The sequence below is a fragment of the Oribacterium sp. oral taxon 078 str. F0263 genome, assembly GCF_000469565.1.
Lineage (GTDB): Bacteria > Bacillota > Clostridia > Lachnospirales > Lachnospiraceae > Oribacterium.
Genome location: NZ_KI273108.1, coordinates 41,218 through 67,281 on the forward strand (window position 1 = coordinate 41,218; position 26,064 = coordinate 67,281).

25 protein-coding genes are annotated in these 26,064 nt (G+C 55.1%); 3 read left to right on the forward strand and 22 right to left on the reverse strand.

Going from position 1 to position 26,064, the window contains the following annotated elements:
* Window positions 1-290 precede the first annotated feature (290 nt).
* Entirely contained in the window at window positions 291-893 is a 603-nt protein-coding gene (locus tag HMPREF1986_RS05530) for a DUF1836 domain-containing protein (protein WP_021773798.1), read from the forward strand.
* On the opposite strand, the gene HMPREF1986_RS05535 is transcribed toward HMPREF1986_RS05530, so the two are convergent.
* On the reverse strand, window positions 890-1,198 hold the full coding sequence (locus HMPREF1986_RS05535) for a YerC/YecD family TrpR-related protein (RefSeq protein WP_009215468.1): 309 nt from the start codon (window positions 1,196-1,198) through the stop codon (window positions 890-892). The two genes, HMPREF1986_RS05530 and HMPREF1986_RS05535, sit on opposite strands and share 4 nt — an antisense overlap.
* Window positions 1,199-2,665: 1,467 nt before the next feature.
* Between HMPREF1986_RS05535 and HMPREF1986_RS13275 the strand changes: the two genes are divergently transcribed.
* Window positions 2,666-4,063 carry a lipase/acyltransferase domain-containing protein gene (locus HMPREF1986_RS13275; RefSeq protein WP_196806107.1) on the forward strand — a complete coding sequence of 466 codons (1,398 nt, stop codon included), beginning with the start codon at window positions 2,666-2,668 and terminating at the stop codon, window positions 4,061-4,063.
* A 39-nt stretch (window positions 4,064-4,102) separates the two neighbouring features.
* Here the strand turns inward: HMPREF1986_RS13275 and HMPREF1986_RS13120 are convergent, their stop codons facing one another.
* Both HMPREF1986_RS13120 and HMPREF1986_RS05555 read right to left on the reverse strand, forming a co-directional pair.
* Window positions 4,103-4,273 carry a hypothetical protein gene (locus HMPREF1986_RS13120; RefSeq protein WP_155978775.1) on the reverse strand — a complete coding sequence of 57 codons (171 nt, stop codon included), beginning with the start codon at window positions 4,271-4,273 and terminating at the stop codon, window positions 4,103-4,105.
* Between the two features lie 392 nt (window positions 4,274-4,665).
* The gene (locus tag HMPREF1986_RS05555) at window positions 4,666-6,231 is read right to left on the reverse strand and encodes a polysaccharide deacetylase family protein (protein ID WP_021773803.1); all 1,566 of its coding nucleotides are present in this window, start codon (window positions 6,229-6,231) and stop codon (window positions 4,666-4,668) included.
* A gap of 187 nt (window positions 6,232-6,418) precedes the next feature.
* Here HMPREF1986_RS05555 and HMPREF1986_RS05560 point away from each other — a divergent pair, with 187 nt between their 5' ends.
* On the forward strand, window positions 6,419-7,273 hold the full coding sequence (locus HMPREF1986_RS05560; protein ID WP_021773804.1) for a DegV family protein: 855 nt from the start codon (window positions 6,419-6,421) through the stop codon (window positions 7,271-7,273).
* 32 nt (window positions 7,274-7,305) lie between these two features.
* Here HMPREF1986_RS05560 and HMPREF1986_RS05565 read toward each other — a convergent pair whose 3' ends face one another.
* The 19 genes from HMPREF1986_RS05565 to HMPREF1986_RS05660 form a co-directional block, all read right to left on the reverse strand.
* The gene (locus HMPREF1986_RS05565; protein ID WP_021773805.1) at window positions 7,306-8,334 is read right to left on the reverse strand and encodes a peptidylprolyl isomerase; all 1,029 of its coding nucleotides are present in this window, start codon (window positions 8,332-8,334) and stop codon (window positions 7,306-7,308) included.
* Window positions 8,321-8,788 (reverse strand): divergent PAP2 family protein, encoded by a 468-nt coding sequence (locus HMPREF1986_RS05570; protein ID WP_009215477.1) that lies wholly within the window; start codon window positions 8,786-8,788, stop codon window positions 8,321-8,323. The genes HMPREF1986_RS05565 and HMPREF1986_RS05570 overlap by 14 nt, the downstream gene beginning before the upstream one ends.
* Before the next feature lie 2 nt (window positions 8,789-8,790).
* Window positions 8,791-10,236, reverse strand: coding sequence for a glycogen synthase GlgA (gene glgA, locus HMPREF1986_RS05575; RefSeq protein WP_021773806.1), 1,446 nt, complete (start codon window positions 10,234-10,236; stop codon window positions 8,791-8,793).
* Window positions 10,237-10,385: 149 nt separating this feature from the next.
* Window positions 10,386-12,044 (reverse strand): DNA repair protein RecN, encoded by a 1,659-nt coding sequence (gene recN / locus HMPREF1986_RS05580; protein WP_021773807.1) that lies wholly within the window; start codon window positions 12,042-12,044, stop codon window positions 10,386-10,388.
* Between the two features lie 62 nt (window positions 12,045-12,106).
* The gene (locus HMPREF1986_RS05585) at window positions 12,107-12,556 is read right to left on the reverse strand and encodes an arginine repressor (protein ID WP_021773808.1); all 450 of its coding nucleotides are present in this window, start codon (window positions 12,554-12,556) and stop codon (window positions 12,107-12,109) included.
* Between the two features lie 3 nt (window positions 12,557-12,559).
* Entirely contained in the window at window positions 12,560-13,375 is an 816-nt protein-coding gene (locus tag HMPREF1986_RS05590; RefSeq protein WP_009215481.1) for an NAD(+)/NADH kinase, read from the reverse strand.
* Between the two features lie 3 nt (window positions 13,376-13,378).
* Entirely contained in the window at window positions 13,379-14,221 is an 843-nt protein-coding gene (locus HMPREF1986_RS05595; RefSeq protein WP_021773809.1) for a TlyA family RNA methyltransferase, read from the reverse strand.
* The gene (gene dxs, locus HMPREF1986_RS05600) at window positions 14,218-16,086 is read right to left on the reverse strand and encodes a 1-deoxy-D-xylulose-5-phosphate synthase (RefSeq protein ID WP_036599469.1); all 1,869 of its coding nucleotides are present in this window, start codon (window positions 16,084-16,086) and stop codon (window positions 14,218-14,220) included. Before dxs ends, HMPREF1986_RS05595 begins: the two co-directional genes overlap by 4 nt.
* Window positions 16,087-16,131: 45 nt before the next feature.
* Window positions 16,132-17,085 (reverse strand): polyprenyl synthetase family protein, encoded by a 954-nt coding sequence (locus HMPREF1986_RS05605; RefSeq protein WP_021773811.1) that lies wholly within the window; start codon window positions 17,083-17,085, stop codon window positions 16,132-16,134.
* Window positions 17,063-17,416 carry an exodeoxyribonuclease VII small subunit gene (locus HMPREF1986_RS05610; RefSeq protein WP_021773812.1) on the reverse strand — a complete coding sequence of 118 codons (354 nt, stop codon included), beginning with the start codon at window positions 17,414-17,416 and terminating at the stop codon, window positions 17,063-17,065. The genes HMPREF1986_RS05605 and HMPREF1986_RS05610 overlap by 23 nt, the downstream gene beginning before the upstream one ends.
* 98 nt (window positions 17,417-17,514) lie before the next feature.
* A complete protein-coding gene (gene xseA / locus HMPREF1986_RS05615) occupies window positions 17,515-18,852 on the reverse strand; it encodes an exodeoxyribonuclease VII large subunit (protein ID WP_021773813.1) in 1,338 nt (445 codons plus the stop codon).
* 4 nt (window positions 18,853-18,856) lie between these two features.
* Complete coding sequence (gene nusB / locus HMPREF1986_RS13505; protein ID WP_021773814.1) at window positions 18,857-19,651, reverse strand: transcription antitermination factor NusB; 795 nt, start codon at window positions 19,649-19,651, stop codon at window positions 18,857-18,859.
* A complete protein-coding gene (locus HMPREF1986_RS05625; RefSeq protein ID WP_036599475.1) occupies window positions 19,644-20,030 on the reverse strand; it encodes an Asp23/Gls24 family envelope stress response protein in 387 nt (128 codons plus the stop codon). Before HMPREF1986_RS05625 ends, nusB begins: the two co-directional genes overlap by 8 nt.
* 99 nt (window positions 20,031-20,129) lie before the next feature.
* Window positions 20,130-20,786, reverse strand: coding sequence for a ComEA family DNA-binding protein (locus HMPREF1986_RS12575; RefSeq protein WP_242837355.1), 657 nt, complete (start codon window positions 20,784-20,786; stop codon window positions 20,130-20,132).
* A gap of 508 nt (window positions 20,787-21,294) precedes the next feature.
* Window positions 21,295-22,032, reverse strand: coding sequence for a TraX family protein (locus HMPREF1986_RS05640; RefSeq protein WP_021773817.1), 738 nt, complete (start codon window positions 22,030-22,032; stop codon window positions 21,295-21,297).
* Window positions 22,033-22,171: 139 nt separating this feature from the next.
* Window positions 22,172-22,894 carry a hypothetical protein gene (locus HMPREF1986_RS05645; protein ID WP_021773818.1) on the reverse strand — a complete coding sequence of 241 codons (723 nt, stop codon included), beginning with the start codon at window positions 22,892-22,894 and terminating at the stop codon, window positions 22,172-22,174.
* Window positions 22,895-22,982: 88 nt separating this feature from the next.
* Entirely contained in the window at window positions 22,983-23,669 is a 687-nt protein-coding gene (locus HMPREF1986_RS05650; protein ID WP_021773819.1) for an ABC transporter ATP-binding protein, read from the reverse strand.
* 10 nt (window positions 23,670-23,679) lie between these two features.
* Window positions 23,680-24,033 (reverse strand): GntR family transcriptional regulator, encoded by a 354-nt coding sequence (locus HMPREF1986_RS05655; RefSeq protein WP_009215494.1) that lies wholly within the window; start codon window positions 24,031-24,033, stop codon window positions 23,680-23,682.
* A 438-nt stretch (window positions 24,034-24,471) separates the two neighbouring features.
* A complete protein-coding gene (locus HMPREF1986_RS05660; RefSeq protein WP_051273882.1) occupies window positions 24,472-25,704 on the reverse strand; it encodes a VWA domain-containing protein in 1,233 nt (410 codons plus the stop codon).
* Window positions 25,705-26,064 lie beyond the last annotated feature (360 nt).

A 26,064-nucleotide genomic window follows, 5' to 3' on the forward strand; every position in this document is an offset into this window, starting at 1 on the left:
TCTCCTCTTTCCTTTTTCCTTTTCTGTGCCTCGCCCGCTCTATCCCTATATCTCGTCTGTTCCGCTTCCTTCATCTGCCCTCTTCGCTCTCGAGTCTCATCCGCTTTGCTTCGGTACTTCACCTGCTTCGCTCCCGAGCGGACGGATTCCCGTCCTATATGTATCTCTTCGCTTCGTTTCCGGGCCTTTCCCGTTTCGCTCCTGCACCCTCCGACTCCGAGCTCTTCCCTCAAATCTCGTTTCGGAAACCATGTCTTGTCGCTGTATTTTCTCTATGCTATACTGAAAATATGGACGATACGATTCTAAACGACTTAATCGAATATTTAAAGGGGCTTCATCACGTCCCGGCCTCAGAGATTCCATCGCTTTCTCTCTATATGGATCAGGTCACGGCCTTCATGGAGCGGCATCTCTCTCCGATCAAACGTCATTCCGAAGACAAGATCCTGACGAAAACGATGATCAATAACTATACCAAAAACAAGCTTCTCCCCCCGCCGGAAAAGAAGCGCTATTCGGAAAATCACATCCTTGTGCTCCTCTTCATTTATTATTACAAGGGCATCCTGAGCCTCTCCGATATTGAGACCATACTCCGCCCGATCGAGGATAAATACTTCGATGCGGGAGGCCCGCTCTCACTGGAAGAAATCTATGAACGGGTTTTCTCCCTCGCGGACAGCGAAATGTCGACTCTCCTCTCCGACATCCGAAGAAAATATGAACGCGCGAAGGCTGTGTTCCCGGAGGAGGAGGAAAGGCTCTCTCCGAAGGAAAAGGAGGAGCTTCGTCTCTTCGCCTTCCTCGGAGAACTCGGCTTCGATGTCTATCTGAAACGGCAGCTCATGGAGCGGATCGTCGACCGGATCCGAGAGGAGCATATTCCTTAGCTTCGCTCGCTCTTATCCTCAAAGCCAAGGCGCTGAAAAACCAGCTCATAGCCGTCTGCCCCATAATGAAGGGAACGGTTTACGCGGGAAATCGTCGCCGTAGAGGCTCCGGTCGCCTTCGCGATATCCAGATAGGTTTTTCCCTCCCGGAGCATTTTCGCGACCTCATAGCGCTGCGCCATGGAGAGAAGCTCATTGATCGTGCAGACATCCTCAAAGAACTTATAGTAATCCTCTTTTTCTTTCAGTACGAGCATCGCATCAAAAAGATGCTCAACCTCTCCCGTCCTCAATTTATTATTCATTGAAACCCTCCAAAATCATAAGCTTTCGCATCCGGCTTCTCCACCGGTAAATCTCTGTCCGCAGGCCCGGCGCCTCCGTATACTTGGCTTTCCGAAACGCCCGTCTTTACTTTTACGCTTTAGCAGCGAAAAGTATTGTAGCATTTCCCGCGTCCTTTCGCAAGAGAACTTCTGAGGCATTCCCTCATTCTGAAAATTTCGGCAAGGGCTCAGGGAAAGTTTCCTTATCTATGGGCCCTGCATATCGCCGGCTGCGGCAGGCGAATCGATGACATTCCTTCCGGGACGTCCCCCGGAAGAAAAGCCGAAAGCTGCACCTTTCTTTCCTCCTCAGAATACTTCTTGTGCTTTCTCTCCAAGAGGGAAGGAAAGAATTCTCCATCCCCATTTCAGGAAAGCCTACCATTTTCTTCTTCGCAGCCTTATACTTTATACTATCGATGAGGTAATTCGTGCCGCAGGACTCCTGCCCTTTCCGGAAAGCTCCATTTTTTTGCGGCGGAACAGGTCCGTAATACCTGCCCCCATTCTCGGCATACATTTCCACCTTATGATCTTAAGTCTTTTCTGATCGATTTCCCGATGGATCAATCCCACAACAAAGGGGGAACCCTCTCTTTTTGATCCGCCGGAAATCTTCCTCCCCGTCCGGAGCAGCTGCTCCGACGGAAACCCTTTTTTATGGAGACAGTCATGTTAGACGAATTCAGCAGAAAAAAGAAGACGATCACTGAATCGCAGTCTTCCTCCCAAAAAGCGAATTCTCCTTTGCATTCCACTGATTCCGCCATTTCTCCTCCCCACATCGAGGCACCAAAGCTTGGCGTCTCCCGCCTTGCACAGCTCGAAAAGGCAAAAAGAGAGGGAGCAGACTACCAAAAACAAAGAGAAAGAGAAGAGAAAAAAGAAGGAAAAGGAGAAACAGAACAGGACAGACGAAAAATAAGTCAGAGCAGGGCTGATGGAAAGCGGCCGGAAACAAAATCCCAGGCTCAGTCCCAAACCTCGGATTCCATTCCTCCTGAGATGCAGTTCTCTCAAACCTTTATCGACAGCTTTTTTGAGGAGAGAGAGCCCATCCCTCCTCTTACGGAAGAGGAAGAGAAAGAAGTCTATCGGATCGTCAATGAATACTTTCTGGAGCACCCGCCTGAAGGTGCCGATTACCTCGTGAGCGGAGCGGCCTTTATCTGCAAATACTGTCAGGAGACGAACGGGAGCTGTGAACCTGTAAAAATCGAGCACGCCGATCACGGTGTCTATGTGGATCACGGGAGATTTGCACTCCTTGGCTCAAAGGATCAGATTGACAGTAATCATCCCTGCGGAAAATGCAAGTATCTGAAGCGCATCATCCCGGAACCGAGAGAGGCCGAGGTGAAGAGTATGCGTGTTCCCTGCACCAATGCTCCTCATTGGGAGAATACCCCTCCTGTTTACTTTCGGGATGGCAGCAGTGCGCTCACCATGAATTCCTACACGATTTGCAGCTGCAATCCAGAAGCTATCATAAGGCCCATCTCCTCCGGACAGGAGTATATGAGAAAAGTTCTCCGCGACGATCGCAGCGGAAATCCGATTATTATTGTCCCGGGAATTATGGGAAGTCGACTCTACAAGGATACTTCAGAAAATTCGAAAAGAAAGCGGCAAAGATATGATGCCAGCACAAGGATATGGGACCCCAGTCCGTCCAGTATTTTCAAGGTTGACGATTATCTCGCACCAGAGTCCACGCTCCCCATTCTGGTCCGCCCCTGTGAGAATCAGAACTATGCCAAGCCCTGTTACGGCGAAGGGAGTGTAAAACTGGACGGAAGAGAATACGGTGCTCAGGAATTGGCGAAGGCCCTGGTGGATGGTCTCTGCGAATGTGAGAAGCTGGGTCATCGCCGGGTCTACATGTTCAGCTATGACTGGAGGCAAAGCAATTTTATAAGCGCGACGAAGCTCCGGAGATTTATCGAAAAGCTTTGTAAAGAGGAGGGATTTGAAAAGGTCGACCTCATCGGTCATTCCATGGGAGGCCTGTTGATCTCTTCGCTTTATGCTGGACATATCGTTGTCGATGGCATAGCAGACCCTCTCTTTACGAGAAGGGACCTGTCGATCCGCTCCAAGATCGATAAGATCATAACTCTGGGAACACCTTATGAGGGAGCGCCAAAGCTGATTGATGCGGTAATCAATGATCATATGTTCAGCTCGGATGTAGAACTCGATATAAAGGCTAACCTGTCTGATTTCTTTCTCGCTGCTTTTGGAAAGCTTTCAAAAAGGATAAAGTCCTCCTTCCGGGGCGTCGCGGAGCTGATACCTACCGAGAAATATGTCGATACGGGACACGTCCATGTCAACATGCTGTCTTCTGCTTCGTCAAGGAAAGCTGTATTCGATTACAGCACAGACTATACCGATTATATAGCCTTCTGTAAAAAGATCTTCAGCGAGGAAATTATAGAAAAAGCGATTCTTTTTCAAAACGCTATCCGGGAAAACGGAAGAAATATTTTGTTTGGCTACCCGAAGGCTTTCTTCATCATTGGCACGGGATATCCCACTCTACATGAAATTTATCTTGATAATGGAAGAGAGAAGCTTCAATACACTTGTTATGATAAAGACATCCGCTCTCTCTATATAGAATCCGAGGAAAAATGCGGAGACGGAACCGTTCCCTATTTCTCTTCAACAATGGGAGGTATTCTGTCTAGTATGGCAAAAGAACGTTTTTGCAGTTATCCGGTAAGACATGTGGAACTTTGCAGCTGCTCCAACTTCCATTATATAAGAAAGGATAGAGTCAGTATCTTGGATAATATCGTCAACATTTTATTATATGGATCTATGTTGGCCCACGATTAAGGAGGTAATGCTATGGATAAAAATTCTATGTCCGGATCCTCACAGGGCTTCTTTCACAGGCTTATACTTCCCTGGAAAGCTCTCTTTCAGTCTCCTGAGGGAAGACGAAGGCTGCTCCTCTGCTTTCTGAAAAGGTTCCTCTTCACTTATCTCATTTTCTTCCTCTATATCCTCTTTGGCTATTTTCTCCTGCCTTGCATCCTGACTCACGAGCTTCCATCCGGTCCAAGCTCAGTCGGGGATTTTATCAGGCTTTTTGTGTTCCTCTTTCTTTATTACGCCGCGACAATTTTCTGTCCTTTTAGCACAGGAGGTCTGTTCTGTATCGGGGATGAGCTGTATTTATTTTATCTCATCCTCATCGGCCTCATCCTCTACTGGATCTGGAAATTCTATCAGGAAAATGCGATCCAAATCCAGGATCCTCCTGCTCCCTCAAGCAATTCCGAAAAAACGCCCGCTGAGAGAAAGGCTGAGAATGATTTGGAAGCAGGAGAACAGGAGGATGGATCCCTGTAAAAAACGGGGCTCTCATATGACGGCCCTTGCCAATTGGTGAAAGGGACTGCCGCACGAATCCCTTCGTGAGACAGCCCCTTTTTTTACTGCCAGTTGATCGGCGTCGGGCGGCGCTGATCGAAGACCTTCTTGACATCCATCAGATCCGAGACGTGGTCCGCCTGCCCGGAGAAGGCCTCGTAGAGACGGTAGCCGTCCAGATTTCTCCTGCCCTGGCGCATGAAATCGTCCCCGTACTGCACCCAGTACTGGCTGGAATCCACATTGCAAAAGTAGTGGAAGCCATGCTCCTCCAGCATGTTGAACTTGGCATCCTCCGCGTGGTTATAGACATGCCAGCCCTTGATATCCGCGCCGAAGGGGTAGATCAGGATATCACAGGGATCCGGGAGCAGAGGCTCGACATTCCGCTTCCATTTCTCCGTATCCGTCGTCAGATCCTCGAGGGAGCGATTCGTGAAGTTGATATGCCCCCAGGAGTGGGAGGCAAATTCGTAGCCGTCCTCCTTCAGCGCCGCCGTGATCTTTTTCACGGTCTCCCGGTCCTCTTCAATCGACGGATTGGCCCGGTTCTTCGGATCCAGCTTCCCGGAATTGGCGTCGTAGGTCTCGTCGGTCCGGTAGCCGAGCGTGCCGTTATAGCCCGTGAGGGCAATAATGGCTTTGTGCCCGTGGTAGGCGAAGTCGGGATGCTCTGCCACGAATTTATCGAGGATCGGAACGATGTCATAATCCCCGGTCGTGACCTTCCCCTCGGAATCCGTATACTGGAGCGTCGGCTTCCCCGCATCATCCAGCACCATCTTATCCGCAAAGCCGTGTCCGGTCATATACTCATAGTAGTTGACATCATCCTCCGACATGACAAAGGGCTTTTTCCCCTCCGGGAGCATGATCTTCTTCTGGACCATCTTCTTCGTTCCGTCCTCCTGCGTCTCAAGGGACGCGATATCATGGAGGTGCACCATAACGAAGCCTCTCTCATACATTTCCTTCAGGATCGCCTCAAATTCCGGGATCGTCGTCATGGCGGCATTGTAGGCCTTCCCCATCTTGTCCTCTGTGAGAGCCCTCGTGGTGTCCACGATGAGCGAGTGGAAGAAGACATGCGGGATCTTCGTATTGTCCGCCTGAACGAGGGCGGCCTTCGCCGCTTCCAGCTCCGAGAGCTTCGCGGAAAACTCCGCATCCTCCGCATAGGCCGAATTTTTCAGGAGCTCCTCTGCCCCATCGTAGTCATACTGCTTTGCAAGGAGCTCTGCCTTCCCGAGGATTTCCGCCTTATTATCCTCTGTACTGCTCTCTTCCGGCACCGCACTGCTCTTTTCCGTCTGCGGGGCCGCCGTGGTCTTTGCCGCTTTGCTCCCTGCGGCGGGGAATGTGAAGTGGGATCGAAGTCTCGGGAAGGCAAAGACGGCAGCCGCGATGACAGCGGCCAGGAAGAAAAGGAAGAGGAAGCAGTGAAGCTTCAGCTTTTTCTGGCGCAGCTTCCGGCGCTCTTCCATCTTCTTTCGGTGCTCGAGGAGCTTCTCGCGGTACTCCCTTTCGAGCTTCTCCGAGTATTCCGAAAAGCGTTCCTCGTCGGATTTCCGATTCCGCTTCTCCGGCTCCTTCTCCTTCATCTCTTTCCTGCTCTTCTCTTTATCCATTCCGTCTCCACTTCACTCTTCCCTGCCCTCCGCTCTCCCGAAGACGCATATGGGGAGGGAGAAAGCGCATGACATCGGTATCAGTCTATCGCGAAATGCCCCGATAGGCAAGGGAGATTCTTGACAAGGATTTCTCCTTTGCTATAATAAGTAGTATTCAAAACCACGTTAGGAGATACTTGAAATTATGAGCTACAAAATTATCGGAGACAGCTGCTCGGATTTTACCGATGCTATGAAAAAAAGCCCCCTCTTCCAGTCCATTCCTCTGACTCTGGAGATCGGCGACTACCATGTGCAGGATGATGAGAATTTCCAGCAGAAGGATTTCCTCCGGCGGGTGGCCTCTTCCCCCATCGGTCCGAAGACAGCCTGCCCTTCCCCGGAGGCCTACCGGGATGCCATCGAAAAGGCAGAGGCGGATGAGATCTATATCGTGACTCTCTCCGAGCATCTCTCGGGGAGCTATCAGGCGGCCGTCGTGGGCCTACAGATGTATGAGGAGGGTCGGGGGGAGGAAAAAAAGAGAGTCCATATCTTCGGTTCCGACAGCGCCTCCGCCGGGCAGTGCAATCTCTGCCTCTCTATTCAGGAGCTGAAGGAGGAGAATGCGGACTTCGATACCGTAGTAAAAAGGATCGAGGAGAAGATCCAGAGCATGAAGACCTATTTCGTCCTGGAGAGCCTGGAAACTCTCCGGAAGAATGGCCGCCTCTCCACGGTCAAGTCCTTCCTCGCCTCCGCGCTCAATATAAAGCCGGTCATGGGAGCGGTGCACGGCGTCATCGTAAAGCTCGATCAGCAGAGGGGCAGCGCAAAGGCCCTGAAGCGCATGGCGCAGATCGCCGTAGAGAAGGCCGGAGGGCCCGCGAGCTGCAAAGAGCTCCGGCTCGTCATCAGCCATGTCAACGACAGAGAGCGCGCGGAATTTGTCCGGGAGGAATTCCTCCGGCTCGCATCCTTCCGGGAGATCGTCATCACGGAAGCGCAGGGTGTCGCCACCGTCTATGCCAATGACCGGGGCATCGTCATCGCGCTCTGATCTTTTTGGGTTTTTGGGACGGAATCGCTTCTCTATCCCTTTCCCTTGACAAGCGGCAGGATATATCTGTCGTAGAGCGAAAAGAAGTTCGAGGCCTTGCTCTCCGGATACTTTTGAAGATCGATTTTCTTCCAGAAGTCCTCGCGGAAGCGGACGATATGCTGCTCTGCATAGGCGTCGTAGCTCCTCCGGAAGGCGCCGCTCCGGATTGCCTCCTCGAGCCTCTTCTTCCGCTCCTCCGTCGCCTTTTCATCATAGGAATCGACGCACTTTATGATATAAAATTTCCCATCCTGTGAAATGACATCCGAGATCTGCCCGTCCTCCAGAGAGAAGGCCGCCTGATAATAGGCGTCCTCCTCTTCTTTTCTGTGCAGTGTGCGGTCGATCTCCGGGTCCTCCGAGAACTGCCTCGCGAAATAGGAGAAGTTCGCTCCGGAGGCCGTGACGCTTTCATGGAGCTTCTTCGCACTCTCCTCATCGCTCACGACAATCTGCTGGATCGAGATGACCTTCGCCTCCGCGTCGCTGACCTCAGAATTGATATTGCTCAGGAGATACTCCGCAGTCTTGCATGCCAGAAAATAGTTGACGTAAATGTCCGTGACATCCTTTACCGTGCAGTTTCCCATGAAGCTCCGATCTTCCTCGGAAAGCGCATTATAAAATTCCGTCGAGGCCCTGCGGATCGATTCCATCTCCGTGGAGGTGACGACGATGCCCTTCTCCTCCGCGAGAAGATCCAGAGTCTTGACATCCTGCAAAAACTCCTTCATCTTCGCCGTGAAATACTCCCCGTAGTTTTCCTCCTGCTGTCCGCTGATCGGAAGAGACCAAAGCTCCGGTCCAAAGACATTCTGATAGCGGTTTCTCTCCGATCCGAGGAGCACCATCGCCTGCGCCTCCGTAAAGCCCGGGACATCCTCTGTCTTCCCGGTGATCTGAATCCCCTTGCAGCCAAAGAGCAAAAGGACGGAAAAAAGCAGGGAGAGAAGCAGAGAAAGCATTCTCCGCGCCTCTCCTCTCTTTGGGCTGATTTCACCCTCCCTAAACGATGCCATAGGCCTTCCCCGCGCAAAATGCCGTGAGAATGCCGAGGATCGCCCCCGCCAGCACCTGGAGCGGTGTGTGTCCGACGTATTCCTTCAGCTTCTTTTCGAATTCCTCCTCCCCCCAGTGAAAGGGATTATCCAGGAGGATTTTGTTCAGGATCACGGCCTGCTTTCCGGTCTCCCTCCGGACTCCGGCCGCGTCATACATGACGACGATTGCGAAGATGCAGCTCAGTGCGAAGACCGGGCTCTCGACGCCGTACTGGAGCGCAGAGGCTGTGGAGAGCGCGACCACCGTGCTGGAGTGGCTGGAGGGCATGCCTCCGGAACCGGCCATCCTCTCCCAGTTGATGCCCCTGTTGAAATAGGCGTCGATTCCGGTCTTCAGGACCTGGGCGGTGAACCAGCCCCAGATCGCGGAGATCAAGATATAATTCCGCAGCATTTGTCTCAGAAATATCATCCTCAATATCCTATCAGCCAGTCATAGAGCTCCTGATACTTCAGCGCGGAGCTCCTCCAGGAAAAGTCCTTCTGCATCCCCCGGTCCACGATCTTGTTCCAGTCCCTCTTATGGTCATAATAAATCCGTTCCGCATAGCGGATCGCGGCGAGCATCTCGTGCGCATTATAGTTCTGGAAGGAAAAGCCGGTTCCCCTGTCCTCATACTCATTGTAGGGCTCCACCGTATCCCGGAGTCCCCCCGTCTCCCGGACGATCGGCACCGTGCCGTAGCGAAGGGCGATCAGCTGGGAGAGGCCGCAGGGCTCGAAGAGAGAGGGCATCAGGCAGGCGTCGCAGGCGGCATAGATCCGGTGACTCGCCTCCTCAGAGTAGTAGATCTGCGCGGAAACCTTGTCGTGGTACTTCCAGTCATAGTAGCGGAACATATTTTCATACTTTTCCTCGCCGCTTCCGAGCACGACAAACTGGATGGCATCCTGACAGAGCTCATCCATGATGCACTGCACAAGATCGAGGCCCTTCTGGTCGGTGAGCCGGCTCACCATGCCGATCATAAAGCATCCCGGGTCCACGGCAAGCCCCCAGTCCTCCTGCAGGGCTCTCTTGTTCCTCGGCTTTTCCTTCCGGAAGTTCCGCTGTACATAATTCCGGTAGAGGCAGGGATCCGTCTCCGGATTCCACTCCTCATAGTCGATCCCGTTCACGATGCCTCTGGTATCCCAGGCCCTCGCGCGAAGCAGTCCGTCCAGGCCCTCGCCGTAGAAAGGCATCATGATCTCCTTCGCATAGCTCTCGCTCACCGTCGTGATCGCATCAGCATAGACGATCCCGCCCTTTAAGAGGTTTGCGTCCTTTTTATACTCCAGCTTGTCCGGCGTGAAATAGTAGTCCGAGAGCTGAGTCAAGCGCTTTATGGTCTTGATATCCCAGATCCCCTGGAATTTCAGGTTGTGGATCGTGAGGACGGACTTAATCGAGCGGAAGAATTCCCCTCCCGCAAAGCGGTCCTTCAGAAGCACCGGTGCGAGACTCGTCTGCCAGTCGTGGCAGTGGATCAGATCCGGATGAAAGTTTAAAAGCGGAAGCGCGGACAGCGCCGCGTAGCAGAAAAAGCAGAACTTCTCGAGGTCCCAGAGCCAGTCCCCATAGGGCCTGTCTCCGGAGAAGTAGGACTCATTGTCGATGAAGTAGTACAGCACTCCCTCATAGCGATAGCTCATGACCCCGACATAGCGGGACTGCCCGAGGTAATCCATGTAGAAATGCGTGACATATTCCATCTTTTCCCGCCAGTCCCAGGGGATGCACAGGTACTTCGGTATCATTACGCGGCAATCATAGTACTCATGATCGATGGTTTTCGGAAGAGAGCCGACGACATCCGCCAGTCCCCCGGTCTTTATGAACGGCACTGCTTCCGAAGCTAAAAACAGAATATTTTTCATCTCATGCCCTCCAAAATACCCGACTGTAAAAAGCTTCCTCTCTCCTCTTCTGCGCTTCTTTCTTCGCACAGAGCTTTTATTGACGCAGTTTCTTTATTGATGCTGTTCCTTCATGGCTGCCTTCTCCCGGGCCGCGCAGTTCTTTCATTTTACCCTTTCTCCCCTCTCTTCGCAAGCGCTTTGAGCTCCCGCGCATTGGCAAGCGCCGCCTCCGTGGTACTCCCCCCCGAGAGAAGACGGCTGAGCTCGAGGATAGATCCCTCCTCCGTGAGAAGCCGGATCCCGGTGCGGGTCTTCCCCTCCGAGACAGATTTTTCGATCAGGAAGTGCCGGTCCGCCTTCGCCGCGATCTGAGGAAGATGGGTGATGAGGATGACCTGATGGTTTCTCGCGATCTTCCTGAGCTTCTCCGATACCCTCTCCGCCGTCCGCCCGGAGATCCCGCTGTCGATCTCATCAAAGATGAGAGTCGGAATCTCGTCCCGCTCCGCCATGACCGTCTTGATGGAAAGCATGATGCGGGACAGCTCTCCCCCGGAAGCGACCTCCGTGAGCGGCCGGAGCGGTTCCCCGGGATTTAGGCTCAGGACAAACTGTGCCGCGTCCATGCCGTTCTCCCCGGGCTCCGGGAGAAGGGAGAAGGAGAGCTCAAATCTCAGATCCAAAAAGCCGAGCTCCTGCATTTCCTGCCGCATCCGTTCCGATAGAAGGAGAGCGCCCGCCTTCCGGGCCCGGCTCAGAGCTTCGCAGGCGGAGAGGAACTCCGCTCTTTCCCGCTCCTCCGCTTCTTCCGCCTCTCTCCTTCGTTCCTCATAATCCGTAAGGAGCGCTTCCCTCTCCTTCTTCTCTGAAAGCGCTTCCCGGAGCTTCTCCTCCGTGCCGCCGTACTTCATGAGGATTCTCCGTATGAGGTCGAGTCTCTCCTCGGCGCGGTGAAGCTCCTCCTCATCGAAGGTATTTCTGTCCAGGTAGTGATCCAGCTCCCGGATGCTGTCCTCTGCGATGCTCTCAAGATCATAGAGGGAGTCCGAGATATCCTTCAGGCTCTCGTCATAGGAGAGCGCCTCCCCTACGGCGCCGACCGCCCGGGAGAGCTCCGCATTCTCCAAAAGCTCCTTCGCTTCCAGAAGCGCTCTCTCGATCCTCTCCCGCTTCTGCGCCCGCTTCACCTCCCGAAGAAGACTCTCCTCCTCCCCCTCCCGGATCTCCGCTTCCTCGATCTCCCGGATCTCAAACTGGAGGAAGTCCAGCTCCCTCTTCCGGGAGGCCTCATCCATGTCCAGGCTCTTCCGAAGCTTTTCTGCCTCGCGAAAGCGTCTGCAGCTCTCCGAGACCCTGCGGCGAAGCTCCCCCGTCTCCTTCTCCAAAAAGCTGTCCAGGATGCGGAGATGCTCCCCCTCCCGGAGGAGACTCTGGTGCTCATGCTGTCCGTGGATATCGATCAGCTCTTCTGTCAGCTTTCGAAGCTTCGAGAGCGTCACCGCCTGATCATTGACCCGGATCTCGGAGCGCTTCTCGGAGATCTTCCTTCGGATCAGAAGCACCCCGTCCTCGACCTCGATCTCCAGATCTCGGATCCTCCTCTCTTCCTCCTCGCTCAGGGAGAAGAGGAGCTCTACGGAGGCGGACTCCCTTCCGCTTCGGATCATATCCCGGTTCGCCTTCTGGCCAAGCCCCAGGTTCACGGCGTCGATCAGGATCGACTTCCCCGCCCCGGTCTCGCCTGTCAGGATGTTGAGTCCCTCTCCGAACTCTACATCCGCCTGATCGATCAGCGCCATGTCGCGCACATGAAGACTCAAAAGCATTCGCGCTTCTCCTCCCGTCCTCTCCTGTCCCTCTGCTCTTCCAAGAAAGAAGGCCCGGAGCTCTATGAGCTCAGCTTTCTAAGCTCTCGCTTAAGCTTCTCCGCATCCCCCTCCGTTTTCATCGCACAGAGTATGGTATCGTCTCCGGCGAGCGTACCGACAAGCCTCTCAAAGGGGAGCTCATCGATCGCCATCGCGACGGCATTGGCCATGCCGGGCAGGGTCCGAAGCACCAGAAGATGCCCCGCGGTATCCATGCCGCTGAGCCCCTCCCTGAGGACGCGGAGCAGCTTCTCCCTGTCCTTCACCGCCCTTTCCGGCGGGGCGATGTAATGCTGTCTTCCCTCCCCGTCTGTCGCCTTCAGAAGCCGAAGAGACTTGATGTCCCGGGAGATCGTCGCCTGCGCCGCGAAATAGCCCTCCTTCCGGAGAAGCTCGGAGAGCTCCTCCTGCGTCTCGATGGGTCTCTCCGCGATCAGCTCGAGAATCCTGCCCTGTCTTCCCTTTTTCATCTTCTACACCCCCGCCATCTTGTCTCTGAGTATCTCCAGGAAGCTTCCCTCCCGGAGCTTCACAAGCACCGTTTCCTCCCGCGCCTTCCGGATCCGGATCCGGTCTCCCGGCCGAAGCTCCGTCGTGTCCTCCCCGTCGAAGGAGAGGAGCTGATTCTCCGATTCCACGAGAATCTCCAGCTCTCTCTGGTCGTCCATAACGACTGCCCTCGCATTCATGGAATGCGCGCAGATCGGCGTCATGATATATACGGGCGCGGTGGGGGAGATAATGGGTCCTCCCGCGGAGAGATTGTACGCTGTGGAGCCGGTGGGACTCGCGATGATAATGCCGTCCGCCGAGTAGCGGTACATCATCTGCCCGTCACAGTATATCCGAAAATGGAGCATCCCCACACCTCTGCTCCTGGAGAGAAGGATCTCATTCAAAGAGAGCCGCCCCATTCCTTCCCCGTCCTCCCTGCTGAGCTCTCCAAAGAGCATGGCCCGCCGGTCCCGGTAGAATTTCCCGGAAAAAAGCGCCTTCACCGCCTTCGGGATCTGCTCCCTTCGGCTTAATTCCGTGAGATATCCGAGGTGCCCCGTATTGATCCCGAGGATGGGAATCCCTCCTCCCCGGAGCATCCCCGCCGTGTGGAGGATTGTCCCATCCCCTCCGAGCGTAATGATGAAATCCGATCCGAGAAGATCCTCTCTCACATAGTCCTTATTCTGAAAGATGCGGATCGCGGCTCCTCTTTTTTGCAGCTCCCGGATCAAAATCCCGCTGTAGCTCTCCGCCTCTTCCTTGGTTCTGTTGATAATTACTGCTGCATTCATCTTCTATGAATCCGTCTCTCCCGATCCTCCCCGGTCCAGTGCCTCGTGGGAATTTCTCACTGTTCTCTCTGCCCTCTCCCGGATCTCCTCCTCCGAAGGAATCGGAGCGTCCACTCCCTCCCGAAGCAGGCAGAGGTATTCGATATTCCCCTCCGGCCCCTTGATCGGGGAATAGTCCAGGCCCTCGAGGAAAAAGCCGAGGGAGAGAGAGAGTCGGACTATTCTCTCGATGACCTCTCTTTGGACGGAGCTCTCCCGGACGACCCCCTTCCTCCCGACCTGCTCCCTCCCCGCTTCAAACTGCGGCTTGATAAGGCAAAGAAGCTGCCCTCCGGGCGCAAGGAGCTCCTTTAGCACGGGGAGCACGAGGCTTAAGCTGATGAAGGAGACGTCGACTGTGATCAGGGAGGGAGGAGAAGGGAGATCCTCCGGCCGCACGTAGCGGATATTTGTCCTCTCCATACAGACGACCCGCTCATCCCTTCGGAGCCTCCAGTCGAGCTGCCCTCTTCCGACATCAATGGCGTAGACCTTCGCCGCGCCGTTTTGCAGCATGCAGTCCGTAAAGCCCCCGGTGGAGGCCCCGACGTCCGCACAGACTCTCCCGGCGAGATCGACGGAAAATACCCGGATCGCCTTCTCCAGCTTCAGTCCCCCCCGGGAGACATAGGGCATGGCGCTTCCGCGGAGCTCGATCCTCGCATCCTCCGGAAAGCCCGCTCCGGGCTTATCCTCCCTCTCTCCGTCCACATAGACAAGCCCCGCCATGATGTTCCGCTTCGCCTTCTCCCGGGACTCCGAGAGGCCCCGCTTTGTCAAAAGGATATCGAGCCTTTCCCTCTTCAATGGATCACTCCCTCTTTTCTAAGGTCAAAAATGATGGAATCCGAGTCGATTCGAAGTCCCGCCCGGAGCTTCGTCACATCTCCATGCTCCACATAGCAGTCGGGGAGCGTCACATTATGGACAAGGATCCCCCTGTGCCTCCGGTTGATATAGTCCAGAACCTCGAGTCCGAAGCCCCCCTGCTTCACATTCTCCTCCAGGGTAATCAATGTCCTGCAGCCGGATGCGACAAGCCGATCCAGCATCTCCGTGTCGATCGGCTTGATAAAGCGGGCGTTTACGAGAGTCGGCTCCAGTCCCGAGGGGATGAGCTTCTCCCGGATATGAAGCGCCGTAGAGACCATGGAGCCCGCGGCGATCAGCGCGATATCCCTCCCCTCGAAGAGAAGCTCCGCCTTTCCGAATACCAGCGGGGCGTGAAGCTCTGAGAGACCGGTCCAGGCCCTTCCCCTCGGATAACGGATGCTGACCGGCCCCTCCTGCTTCAGGGCGAAGGAGAGCATATCCTCCAGCTCCCGGGCATTTTTCGGCGCCATGACCGTCATATTCGGGATGCTCGTAAGATAAGAGAAGTCGAAGATGCCCTGGTGTGTCTCCCCGTCGGAGCCCACAAGTCCCGCCCGGTCGACCGCAAAAACCACAGGGAGCTTCGGAAGGCAGACATCGTGGACGATCTGATCGTAGGCCCTTTGCAAAAAACTGGAGTAGACCGCCACCACCGGCCGAAGCCCCTCACTCGCCATCCCCGCTGCAGATGTCACGGCGTGCTGCTCTGCGATTCCGACATCGAAGAAGCGCTCCGGAAAGCGCTCTCCGAAACGGCGGAGCCCCGTCCCGTCCGGCATGGCCGCCGTCACGGCTACGATGCGGGGATCCCGCTCCCCGAGCTCCAAAAGCGTCCGGGAAAAGACATCGGTATAGCTCTCTCCTCCCTTTTCCCCCTTCGGTCTCCCGCTCGCGATCTCAAAGGGCCCTACCCCGTGGTAATCGCAGGGCGAAAGCTCCGCGGGACGGTAGCCCTTTCCCTTTTTTGTGATGACATGCACAAGCACCGTGTGATTCAGCTTCTTCGCCTCGCAAATCACCCTTTCCACCGCCCGGATATCATGCCCGTCCACCGGACCCAGATAGGTGACGCCCATATTTTCGAAGAGCATGCCCGGGATCAGGAGCTGCTTGATCGAATTTTTGGTCTTTTGCAGGCGGCGGATCAGCGGCTTCCCGATGCTGGGGATCGAGAGGAGGAATTTCCCCACGGAACGCTTCATCTGATTATAGCCTTTTCCGACCCGGATACCGTTCAGGTAGCGGGACATGCCTCCCACGTTCTGAGAGATCGACATATTATTATCATTCAGCACTACGATGAAGTTTTTTTGCATCTGCGCCGCATTGTTCAAAGCCTCATAAGCCATGCCGCCGGTGAGCGCCCCGTCCCCGATCACGGAGACCACCGTGAAATCCTCCCCCCGGATGTCCCGCGCCTCTGCGATGCCAAGTCCCGCGGAGATGGAGGTCGAGCTGTGCCCCGTATCAAAGCAGTCAAACTCGCTCTCGGAGCGCTTCGGAAAGCCGCTCATCCCGCCGTACTGGCGAAGTCCGTCGAAGTTGTCCTTCCTCCCCGAGAGAATCTTGTGGGTATAGGACTGATGCCCCACATCCCAGACGATCTTGTCCCTCGGAAGGTCCAATGCGAGGTAGAGCCCGATCGTGAGCTCCACGACACCGAGATTGGAGGCCAGATGTCCTCCATAGATGGATGTCTTTTCAATGATGAAGCGCCGGATCTCTCCGGCAAGCTCCTCAAGCTCCCCCTGTGAAAGCCCGCGAAGATCCTCCGGGCCGTGTATCCTGTCAAGCAGCATCATCTTCCTGTCTCCTGAAGGCCCGGCTCCCTCCGGGCCCGGCCGCTAGCTTCTCCTTGAAACCAGAGCCTGGAAGAGCTCCCGCAAAAAATCGCGGTGTTCTTCCGAAATCCTCTCCCCGGAAAGCGAGAGGAGCCCCTGCTCCGCCCGCTCCGAGAGGCGGGAAACCTCCCGCTCCGCCTCCGGGAGACCGCGGAGGCTCACATAGGTCGTCTTGTGATTTCCCCTGTCGGAGTGAATCGGCTTCCCGAGCTCCGCCTCCGCCCCGCTTTCATCCAGGATATCGTCCCGGATCTGAAAGGCGAGCCCCAGGGCCTTTGAAATCTCCCGGAGCAAGGCGATGCTCTCCGCGGAAGCTCCCGCGAGAAGCGCGCCGATCGAAAGAGCCCCTGAGATGAGCGCGGCGGTCTTCCTCTCGTAAATCAGAAGAAGCTCCTCCTCCCCCATCTCCTGCCCCGTCTTTCGAACATCCGCAGCCTGCCCTCCCAGCATGCCGTGGATGCCGGCGGAGGAGGAGAGAAGGCGGACAGCTTCATTGACATCCGAAGCATAGCGGGAGAAGCCCGGCTTTAAAAATCCCTCCGCCGCGGTCTTCGACACAAGCTGAAAGGCATACAGCGAAAGCCCGTCCCCGGCGAGAGTCCCCATCGCTTCGCCATAGCGGTACCAGGTGGACTTCCTGCCGCGGCGATAGCGGTCCCCGTCCATGCAGGGGAGATCATCGTGGCAGAGGGAAAAGCTGTGGATCATCTCCATCCCCGCCATAAAGGCATAAAGAAGCGGCCGAAGCAGATGGTCTCTCTCCTCCTTTGGAGAAAAGAGCTCATAGCTCTCCAGCATAAGGATCGGCCGGAGACGCTTCCCCCCGGACAAAAGCGAATAGTTCATCGCCTCCGTGACCTCCCTCTCAAGCCCTTCCTCCTTTGGGAGGAGCTCCATCAGGATTCTCTCGCAGCGCTCCCGCCGCTCTTCCAGTCTAAGGGAGAATTCCGTCTTCATCCAGAACCTTTACCTCCTTCTCAATCCGATCAATGCTCCCGGCCGCTTCCCGGATCAGCCTGACGCCGCGCTCATAGAGAGAGAAAGATTTCTCGAGACTCTCCTCCCCCTCGAGGCGCTCCAGGAGCGAGTCGAGCTCAGAGAAAATTTCGGAAAGCTCCGGCCTTTCCTCCTCTTTCTTCCCCTTCTCCGCTTCCTTCTGATCCACTTCCCTCTTCTCCGCTTCCTTTTTCCCCTGCGCTGTCCTCTTCCTCCTCGTCCCCGGCTTTTTCGGGATCTCCTTCTCCTCTTTCTCCTTTTCTTCTATCATCTTCTCCTTTTCTTCTATCATCCTGTCCTCCGGATCAAACCTCTTTTATTTTATCAAAAATCTTCCGCACATAGTTCCGGACACAATCCCGGCGCTGCGGGAGAATTCCCATCGAGGCCCTATGGCCCGTCGGCGGAAAATCCCTCTCCTTCCCCATGCTGTCCCGGGGCAGAATCGTCCTTTTCCGGTATCTCTCTTCCCTCCACCCTCTCCACCCGGCTTATGATTTTTCCATCCGCGATTTGGTTCACCAGCAGGCTCCCAGGGCGGATATCCGATACCGAGCGAATCCTCCTCCCTCCTTCCTCCGAGAGAAAGGACCATCCTCCCGCGAGCCTTCTGCCGGGAGAGGCCGCATCCAGGCGCTCCGTGAGAAGCTCGAGCCTCTGCCTTTCCCCGGAAAGCCTCTTCTCCATCCAGCCGGAAAGTCCGCGATAGGCCTGAAGTCTCGTTCTCTCCCCGCGGATCCTCTCCTTCATCCGCTTTCTGAGCTCCTCCTCCGCCCCCATGAGGCGCTGCCGGAGACGAAGAAGCTTCGTCTCCGGGGACAGGGATCTCAGCCGGTACTCCCTTCGCTCGGCACTCTGCCTCTCCTTGAGAAGCTTCTCCCTCATAAGGGAGAGGAAAGTGCTCTCCCTTTGCTTTAAATCCTCATAGAAGGAGGAGAGCTCGAAGACCGCGAGCTCCGCGGCGGCGGATGGGGTCGGCGCCCTCCTGTCCGCGACATAGTCTGCTATCGTCGTATCCGTCTCATGTCCCACAGCAGAGATGATCGGGGTATCCGCGTGGAAAATCGCCTCTGCGACCCTCTCTTCATTGAAGGCCCAGAGATCCTCGATGGATCCCCCTCCCCTCCCGACGATCAGAACATCGAGTCCCAGCCGGTCTAAAGTCTCAATCCCCTCCGATATGGACTCTGCCGCGCCCTCTCCCTGCACCTTCGCGGGATAAAGCCAGAGCTCTGCATAGGGATTTCGCCGCCTCGCGATCTGAATGATATCCCGGACCGCGGCCCCGGTCTTCGCCGTCACGATCCCGATCCGCCTCGCATAGCGGGGGAGAGCTCTCTTATAGGCAGGATCAAAAAAGCCCATCTCCGCGAGCTTTCTCTTCAGCTCCTCGTAGAGAAGGTAGAGCTCCCCCAGACCATCGGAGCGGACGCTCTTCACATAGAGCTGATAGCTCCCGCCCTTCTCGTAGACGGAGACCCTCCCGCTGCAGAGGACCTTCATCCCATCCTCCAGACGAAAGCGAAGCCCCGCACGGTCTCCGGCAAAGAGCACGGCGGAGAGCTGCGAAGCTGAGTCCTTCAATGTGAAAAAGATATTTCCGGAGCTGTGATATTTTAAATTTGAGATTTCGCCGCTCACTGTGAGATTTCTCAGAAGATAGTCCTCCGAGAAGAGCCCTGAAAGATAACGGCTGAGCTCCGAGACGGAATAGCTTCTATCCTTCATGGCCTCATTTCCGATGCACGAGGACCTGAACCCTCCTGCCGCCCCGCTCCGCAGACTGAAGCTCCGGCTTCTTCTCCCGCGGCGCGCTCTTTGTGACCGCGCTTCTCTTCGGGTTCAGGAGTCTCGCGAGTACCCCGTTTACAAAGGAACCGGACTCCGCTCCGCCGTATTTTTTCGCGATATCGACCGCCTCATTGATGGAGACCTTGTCCGGAATCTCATCCCGGAAGAGGATCTCATAGAGAGCGAGCCGAAGAACCGTGAGATCCGTCCGGGACATCCGCTTCGTCGTCCAGCCCTCCGCTGCCTCATTGATCCTCCGGTCAAGCTCCTCTATCCGCCCGACCATTCCCCGAACCTCTTTTTGGATCTCCCGCTCCTCGGAAAGGCGAAGGCCGCTCTCTCCCACGGGATCCGGATCGTCCCCTTCTTCCTCCGCCTTTAAAAGCGGCGCATCGCCGCTCTCTTTCGCCTCTCCTTCTCCCGAAAGCTCCTTCGAGGAGGAGCTCTCTTCCCCTCCCGCAGGAACTCCCGCTATATCAGAAGCCGCTTTCAAAGAGGAGCGCCCTGCCTCCTCCACCGGGGGATTTTGCTGCTCTCCCGCGGCATTGGAAGCAGCTTTCAGAGAAAATGCCTCTTCCTCCTCCGAGAGAGCCTCTCTCTCCCCGTCAGCCAGCGTCTCAAAATAGCGGCTCAGCTGCTCCGGGATCTCCTCCTCCCGGTAAAACTGCGCACAAAAGAGGAGCTTGAACCTGTGCTCCCTCTCCTCTCTCTTTTTCTGTTTATCGATCCTACTCATCTTCGCTCGTCACCACCCCGGCGATCCGGATATTGACATCCAGGACACGAAGTCCCGTCATGCTCTCGATCGCCTGCGCGACCTTCTCCTGCACATCGGCGGAAACTTCCGGGATGGAGTAGCCGTACTTTACATTCAGGCTGAGGAGCACGGAGACCTGTTCCCCGTCCACCTCGATCTTCACGCCCTTCGAAAGGTCGCGGATCCCCATACGGGCGATGATCTCACCCGACCAGCCCCCCGCCATGGACGCAACGCCCGGGACCTCCGTCGCCGAGATGCCCGCAATGATGGCGATCACATCGTCCGCGATGATGAGCTCCCCGTTCTGATTCTTCTCATAGCTGCCGTGAATCCTTTTCTCTTCCCTTTCTTCCATCATTGATCCTCCACCATGAAAAATAATACTTTTTAGAGTTTACCATAGATGAAGGCTAATTGAAAGCAGTGATTGCGAGAGGGGTGAGCTGTAACGCGTTCATCGGATCCGGATCCGATCCTTCAGCTTTTCATAGGTTTTGTCTCCGATCCGTTTCACATTTTTGAGCTCCTCCGGGTCGGCAAAGCCTCCGTTTTTCTCCCGGTATGCGATGATGAGCCCGGCTGTCACCTTCCCGATCCCGGGAAGCGTATCCAGCTCCTCAAGGCTCGCCGTATTGATGTTGACCCGGCTGTCCTCGCTTTCTTTTCCCTTCGCGCTCTCCCCGCGGGGCTCCGCGCTCTCCGCAGAAGGCCGGGCGGTCTCCTTCTCCGCACCCGATTCTCCCCGGGGAAGCGGATCCTCTCTTTTTCCGTCCGGGTTCTCCTCCGATTTTATCTCCTCAAAGGATCCCCCCTCTTCTTCCGTTTTCCTCTCTGCTTCCTCTTTGGAGGAATGATACTCCGCCGCCCTCCTCTCAAAGGGCTCCGAAGTTTCCCCTCTTCTCCCACCGAGAAGCATTCTTTCCCGATCAGTGCCCTCCTTCCCCTTTTCACTCTCAAAATGCTCCTCCCGGGAAAGCCCCATTTCCTCTTCCCAAAGCAGCTCCTTTCCGGAAAAAGCCCAGAACAATCCCGCCCCGAGAAGCAGCGCGGAAATCACAAAATGGCGGACTCTCAGCAGAATCCTTCGAAGCTCATATTGTTCCCTGCCCATTGAGGCTCCCTTCCGGCAAAGCAGCGCCATATTCGTAAAATCAGACTCCGGACTTCGTTTTCCCGGCTGCAGCAGCAACCCTGCCCGCCCGCGGAAGCAGAAAAGGAGCAAAAACACAGAAAAAAAACAGAAAAGGAAAAGCAAAGAAGAGGAAAAAGAAAAAAGAGAAAGAAAAATTGGGGGAAATCCAGTGAAAGAAAACCCGGTGAGAGAAACTCCGATGAAATAAACTCCGATGAAATAAAGAAAGAGAAAAGTGGAAACAAAAGCTAAATACCGGAAAAATCATTCTGTATAGATAGCTACAGTATAAGAATATTTCTCAAAAAAATCAAGTCCTCCCGCACATGATCCGCGATGCCCCGGCCCTGCCGTTCCTCCGTCCCAAGGCATGAAGCGGCGTATCCATTGTCAGGCGGCGGAATGGGCGCTGTGCCAGAAGCAGTCTCTCGCTTTCGGGAGAAGGCGGATAAAAGCGATCCGACCAATAAGCGCTTCCTCCCGGAAGCTAGAAGATAAGGGAAATATTTCCATGCAGCATAATCCGAAGGATACCTATAATCAAAAGATGCGCCGGATAGTACACATAGAAAAACCACTTCATGCCCTTCCAGCTTCCGCGCTCCCCATTATAGCGGGAAAGGATCGGAATCGTCAGAAAGGTAAAGATCTGCAGAAGCCCGTAAGCTCTGTCGAGAAACAGGAAATATACGGACGCATAGAGGAAGCTCCACAGCACGATATCCCTTGCCTGAGCTCTGAAGTCCTCCCTGTGGGCATAGAGGAAGAACGGGCACATGACCGCGATGCTCGACCAGTCTGACGGAAAGGAAATCAGGCTGGCGGCAAGGATGCTTATGTTCTTTGCCCACTGCGGAATCCGCTCCTCACTGCAGATCCGGATCAGAAGCGCTGCCCAGGCCAGCGACCACATGACGCTGGTCTGATTGAAGACTCCCGTGGACAGCGGCAGGAATGGTATGCCAAAGGCAAAATCGTAGGCGAAATGGGAGAGCAGCGCAAACAGAAATAATCTCCCGATGTATCTTCTTATATTCCGGGTATAATGGCAGCCCTCCGCTATGAAAAACCACATGATGGGAGCCGTCAAGCGTCCGATGATATGCAGGGCATACACATACCATACGGTCTGAAGTCCGGGGAAAAATACCCATGTCAAATGGTCTATCGTCATGGCAATGATAGCGATCAGCTTGATCTCGTTGGCGTTAAGCTTCTTTTCCATTGTGTCCGGCCCTTCCCTGTCCTATGCTTTACATCATTCTGCCGGATTCTTTGGAAACCGTCAACCCTGATCTTTGGCTTCTCCCTACCTGACTGCGAGGAGAAAAGTCCTGTGGGAAGCGGATCATGGGGCATGAAACTCAGGGGTTGAGCTCATGCTTCATCAGGAAAAGCGTCGCGCCCCGGAACAAAAGGCCGCCGAACAGGAAAAGGAGAGAGAGCACAAGGATGTGAAACTCCGAATATGAGACCGTCGTCAGAACACTCCCGAGCAGATTGATGAGAAAGCCGAGGAAGAGGAAGAAGAGAAAGCCGAGGAGTCCCTTCGCGGGAAGCTTCGAGAAGATGCTTGCAAAGACAACCGTGATAAAAAATGCCGCCGCGACGAGAAGGAACCAAAGACTCAAGAGTGCCAAAGCCGCATTCGGAATCATCGCGGATACCTCTTGAAGGCCCTGAAAATTATGGAAAAAAGGGCCCGTTGACCACTGATCCCTGAGCACCGTCAGGCTAAGATCAAGGCCCAGGAGCAGAAGGAAATAAATTCCCATGAGCACGGAGGAGCAGAAGCTCTCCAGATACTTCGCATCGAGAATTTCCCGGTTCGAGTTCGGTGTGATAAAGAGCATGTAGCTTTGCTTTGTGCGAAGCTCCCTGCCAAAAAGCCCGCTTCCTCCGAAGCACGTTATGAACATGCCTATGAGGGCGCTGTAGGAGAGCAGCAGCGCTCCGATCCCGACAAGGCTGATATTGCCAAAGCCCAGGCCGATCAGGACCATAAGTTCCGCAGAAAGAGTGATCGCGATGAGGATGCGTTTCCCGGGCATTGACTTCTTCATCTCATATTTAAAAAGCTTCCACATAATACTTTCCCTCCTGACATAATGCTTGGATTTCCCAGCGGGGAGCGGCTCCGCCTGAGAGCGCCTGCTCCGGGAGAGTCCTCTCCGCTCAGCGGTAGAGCTCCCGGTATCTCTCCGAGATCGATTTCCCGCTTTCCTCCCGGAGCTTTTCCGCGTCACAGATTTCCAGAAGTCTCCCGTTTCGAAGGAAGATCGCCTGGCTGATGAAGGATTCCATCTCCTCCACGAGGTGGCTCGAGAGCAGCATGATCGCGTCGTCCCGCATGGCACCGATCACGGCCTCCATGATGTGGTCCCGCGCGATGAGATCAATCCCGTTCAGAGGCTCATCGAGGAGATAGAGCTCCGCACGCCGGGACATCGCAGCCGCGATCCTGAGCTTTGCCGCCATACCGGTGGAGAGCTGTTTGATCGACATTCTCTCCTCAAGCCCCATCAATCCGAGGAGGGCTTCGAAGCGTTCCTCTGAAAAATCGGAAAAAAAGTCCCTGTAATAGCGCCCGACATCCCGTACACTCATCCAGCTGTAAAAAATCGCCTCTGTCGGCATATAGGAAATCCTCGCCCGATCAGACGCATCGATCCGTTTTCCGTCTAAGAGGATTTCTCCTGCATTCGGAGTATCGATCCCCGCCGCAAGGCGCATCCAACTGCTCTTCCCGCTCCCGTTTGGTCCGAGAAGCGCATATATTTTCCCCTTCTCCAGCGTAAAGCTGAGATCCTCCAATGCCGTAACTCCGGAATACTTCTTCGTCAGCCCTCTTGTCTCCAGCATCCTTTCCTCCTTAATCCTCCTCCAGAATTTTCCGCGCTATTTCCTGTCTCGAGAATCCAAGCTCCTCCATGTTCTTTAAAAAGCTTCGGAGAAAATCTTCTGCCATCTCCATACGGAGCTTCGGGACCAGCTCTCCGTCCTCTCTGACAAAGGTTCCGAGCCCACGCTTCGTGAAACAGACCCCCTGCCTCTCCAGCTCCTGATAGACGCGGACCGAGGTGTTCGGATTGATCCTGTACATAAGCGCGAGATCCCTTCCGGAGGGGAGCTTCCCCCCGGCTCCGATCCGCCCGGCGATGATCTCCTTTTTTAAGGCATTCACCACCTGCAGATAAATCGGAAGGGACGGATCAAACTGTATCATATCTCCTCCTTTCCGCTCCTGAAATCGCCTTTCCCTGCACTTTGCACCCAGCTCTTGGCTCTTGGCTCTTGGCTCTTGGCTCTTGGCTCTTTGAGATTCGCCCATCTCAGCCATGCCTCTATTAACTAGTGCACTATAAATATAGTGCACTAGTCTTCTCTTGTCAAGCATTCTTTTCGATAGGATTTAAGCCGCGCAAAATCCCTGCGCGCAGGCGCAGGCAACGCTGCTTCATTCTTTCTGAGCGAGACGAAAGCACTCGGAATATGCCTTACGGAAAAAAAGCAGAAACAGCGCCAGTGCTGCGGCTCTCTCCCTCTCTCCTTTGATCCTTGTCCAACATAAAAGAGCCTCCCGTGTAAATGAGGCGGCTCTTAAACAAAAGCACATTTCAGACGGCCATCGGAGAAAGCATCCTGTTTAGCGCAGTCCGGATCTTCAGCTCTTCTCTTCCTCCTCAGAAAAGCCCGTGAGATCCATCCCCTTCAGCGTCTTTTCCAAAAGCTCCGGGAGGCGCTGCGGCGAACAGGCAAAGCAGGGGATCTGCATCTGGGCAATGCGCTCCGCGATCCGCTTATCATAATAGGGTTTTCCGCCGTCCTGAACCGCGAGGAGACAGACCACGGTGACGCCGCTCTCCTTCATCCCCTGAAGTCTCCTCAGCATCCCTGCCTGATTTCCACCCTCGCAGAGATCAGAGATCAGGAAGAACATCGTCTTCCCTGGATTTTCGATCAGACTCTCGCAATAGGCAATGGACCGATTGATATCCGTCCCGCCGCCAAGCTGAAAGCCGAAGAGGAGATCGATCGGATCATCGGACTTCTCCGTCAGATCCACAACATTCGTATCGAAGGCGACGATCCTCGTCCTGAGAGAGCTCATGCTTGCCAGAATGCAGCTCATGATCGAAGAGTAAATCACAGACTCCCCCATGGAGCCGCTCTGATCAATATCCAGGATGATAGTATGCTTATTCGCGGCAGTGCGCGCACTCCGCTCGAAAAAATAGTACTTCTCCGGCACAAGCTTTCCAAGCTCCGGTCTGTAATTCCGGATCCCTCTCCGGATCGTCGTCTTGAAGTCGAGCGCGGAGGCAGAGGGGATCGGGGAATGCGCCCTTCGGTTCAGCGCCGCTGTCACAGCTCTCCTGAGGTCCGACTCAAGAAGCGCATTGATTTCCTCCACAATCTTCTGAATGAAAGCTCTCGCATCCTCCTTGCTCCGCTTCGGAATTTCGTCCTTCAAAAGAAGGAGCGTGCTCGCGAGATGAATATCCGGCTCCAGACTCCTCAGAAGCTCCGGCTCGAAGAGAAGCTGCTTCAGGCCGCATCTCTCCATCGCATCCGTCTGAATGATCTTCACAAGCTCCGGATCAAAGAGCGTCCTAATATCCCCGAGCCAGCGGCTGATCGTCGGATTTGAGGGACCGCGACCGCCGGGTCCGCCCGGGCTATTCTGCGGACCGCCCTCACCGAAACGAAAGCGGGAATTGCTGTTGTAGATCGCGCTCAGCGCCGCATCCAGCATCTGATCCTCCTCGCTGAGAGCGGGCCCGCCGGCCTCAGAATGTGAAAAGCGCTCCTCGCTCTCCTCTCCGAGAATCAGACGCCATCTCCGGATCCGAGCCGCTGTCTCATCTCCGACCGCTGCCTCCCCTTTCTTGCCCATTTTCTTCACCTTCTCTCCTGTCAAAGGACGGTCCCATGCCCTTCCTTCGCGCATGCTGTATCCTCTGCACTGCCTGCAAAAGCAGACTGCGCCGTGCTTCCCATCTCCCAAGACCCGCCGTCCCGGCGCTCCTTCGGTCTAAAATTGCCGCCCTGCCAGTTTGTCTGTCCGCGTACAGGCCGTCTGCCGCCCCGGCGTTTAGCGATCTGGTTTCTCAAGATCGCTTATGCGCCGCTGGCCGCGGCAGTCGGAGCGAGAGCGTCCTGTGCCGGGCGGACAAAGGGCAGAAAAGGCGGCAGCTCCTCGCCTCTGTCTATATTCTCTCCGAGAAGACTCAAGGACGCTCCGAGTCTGCCTGAT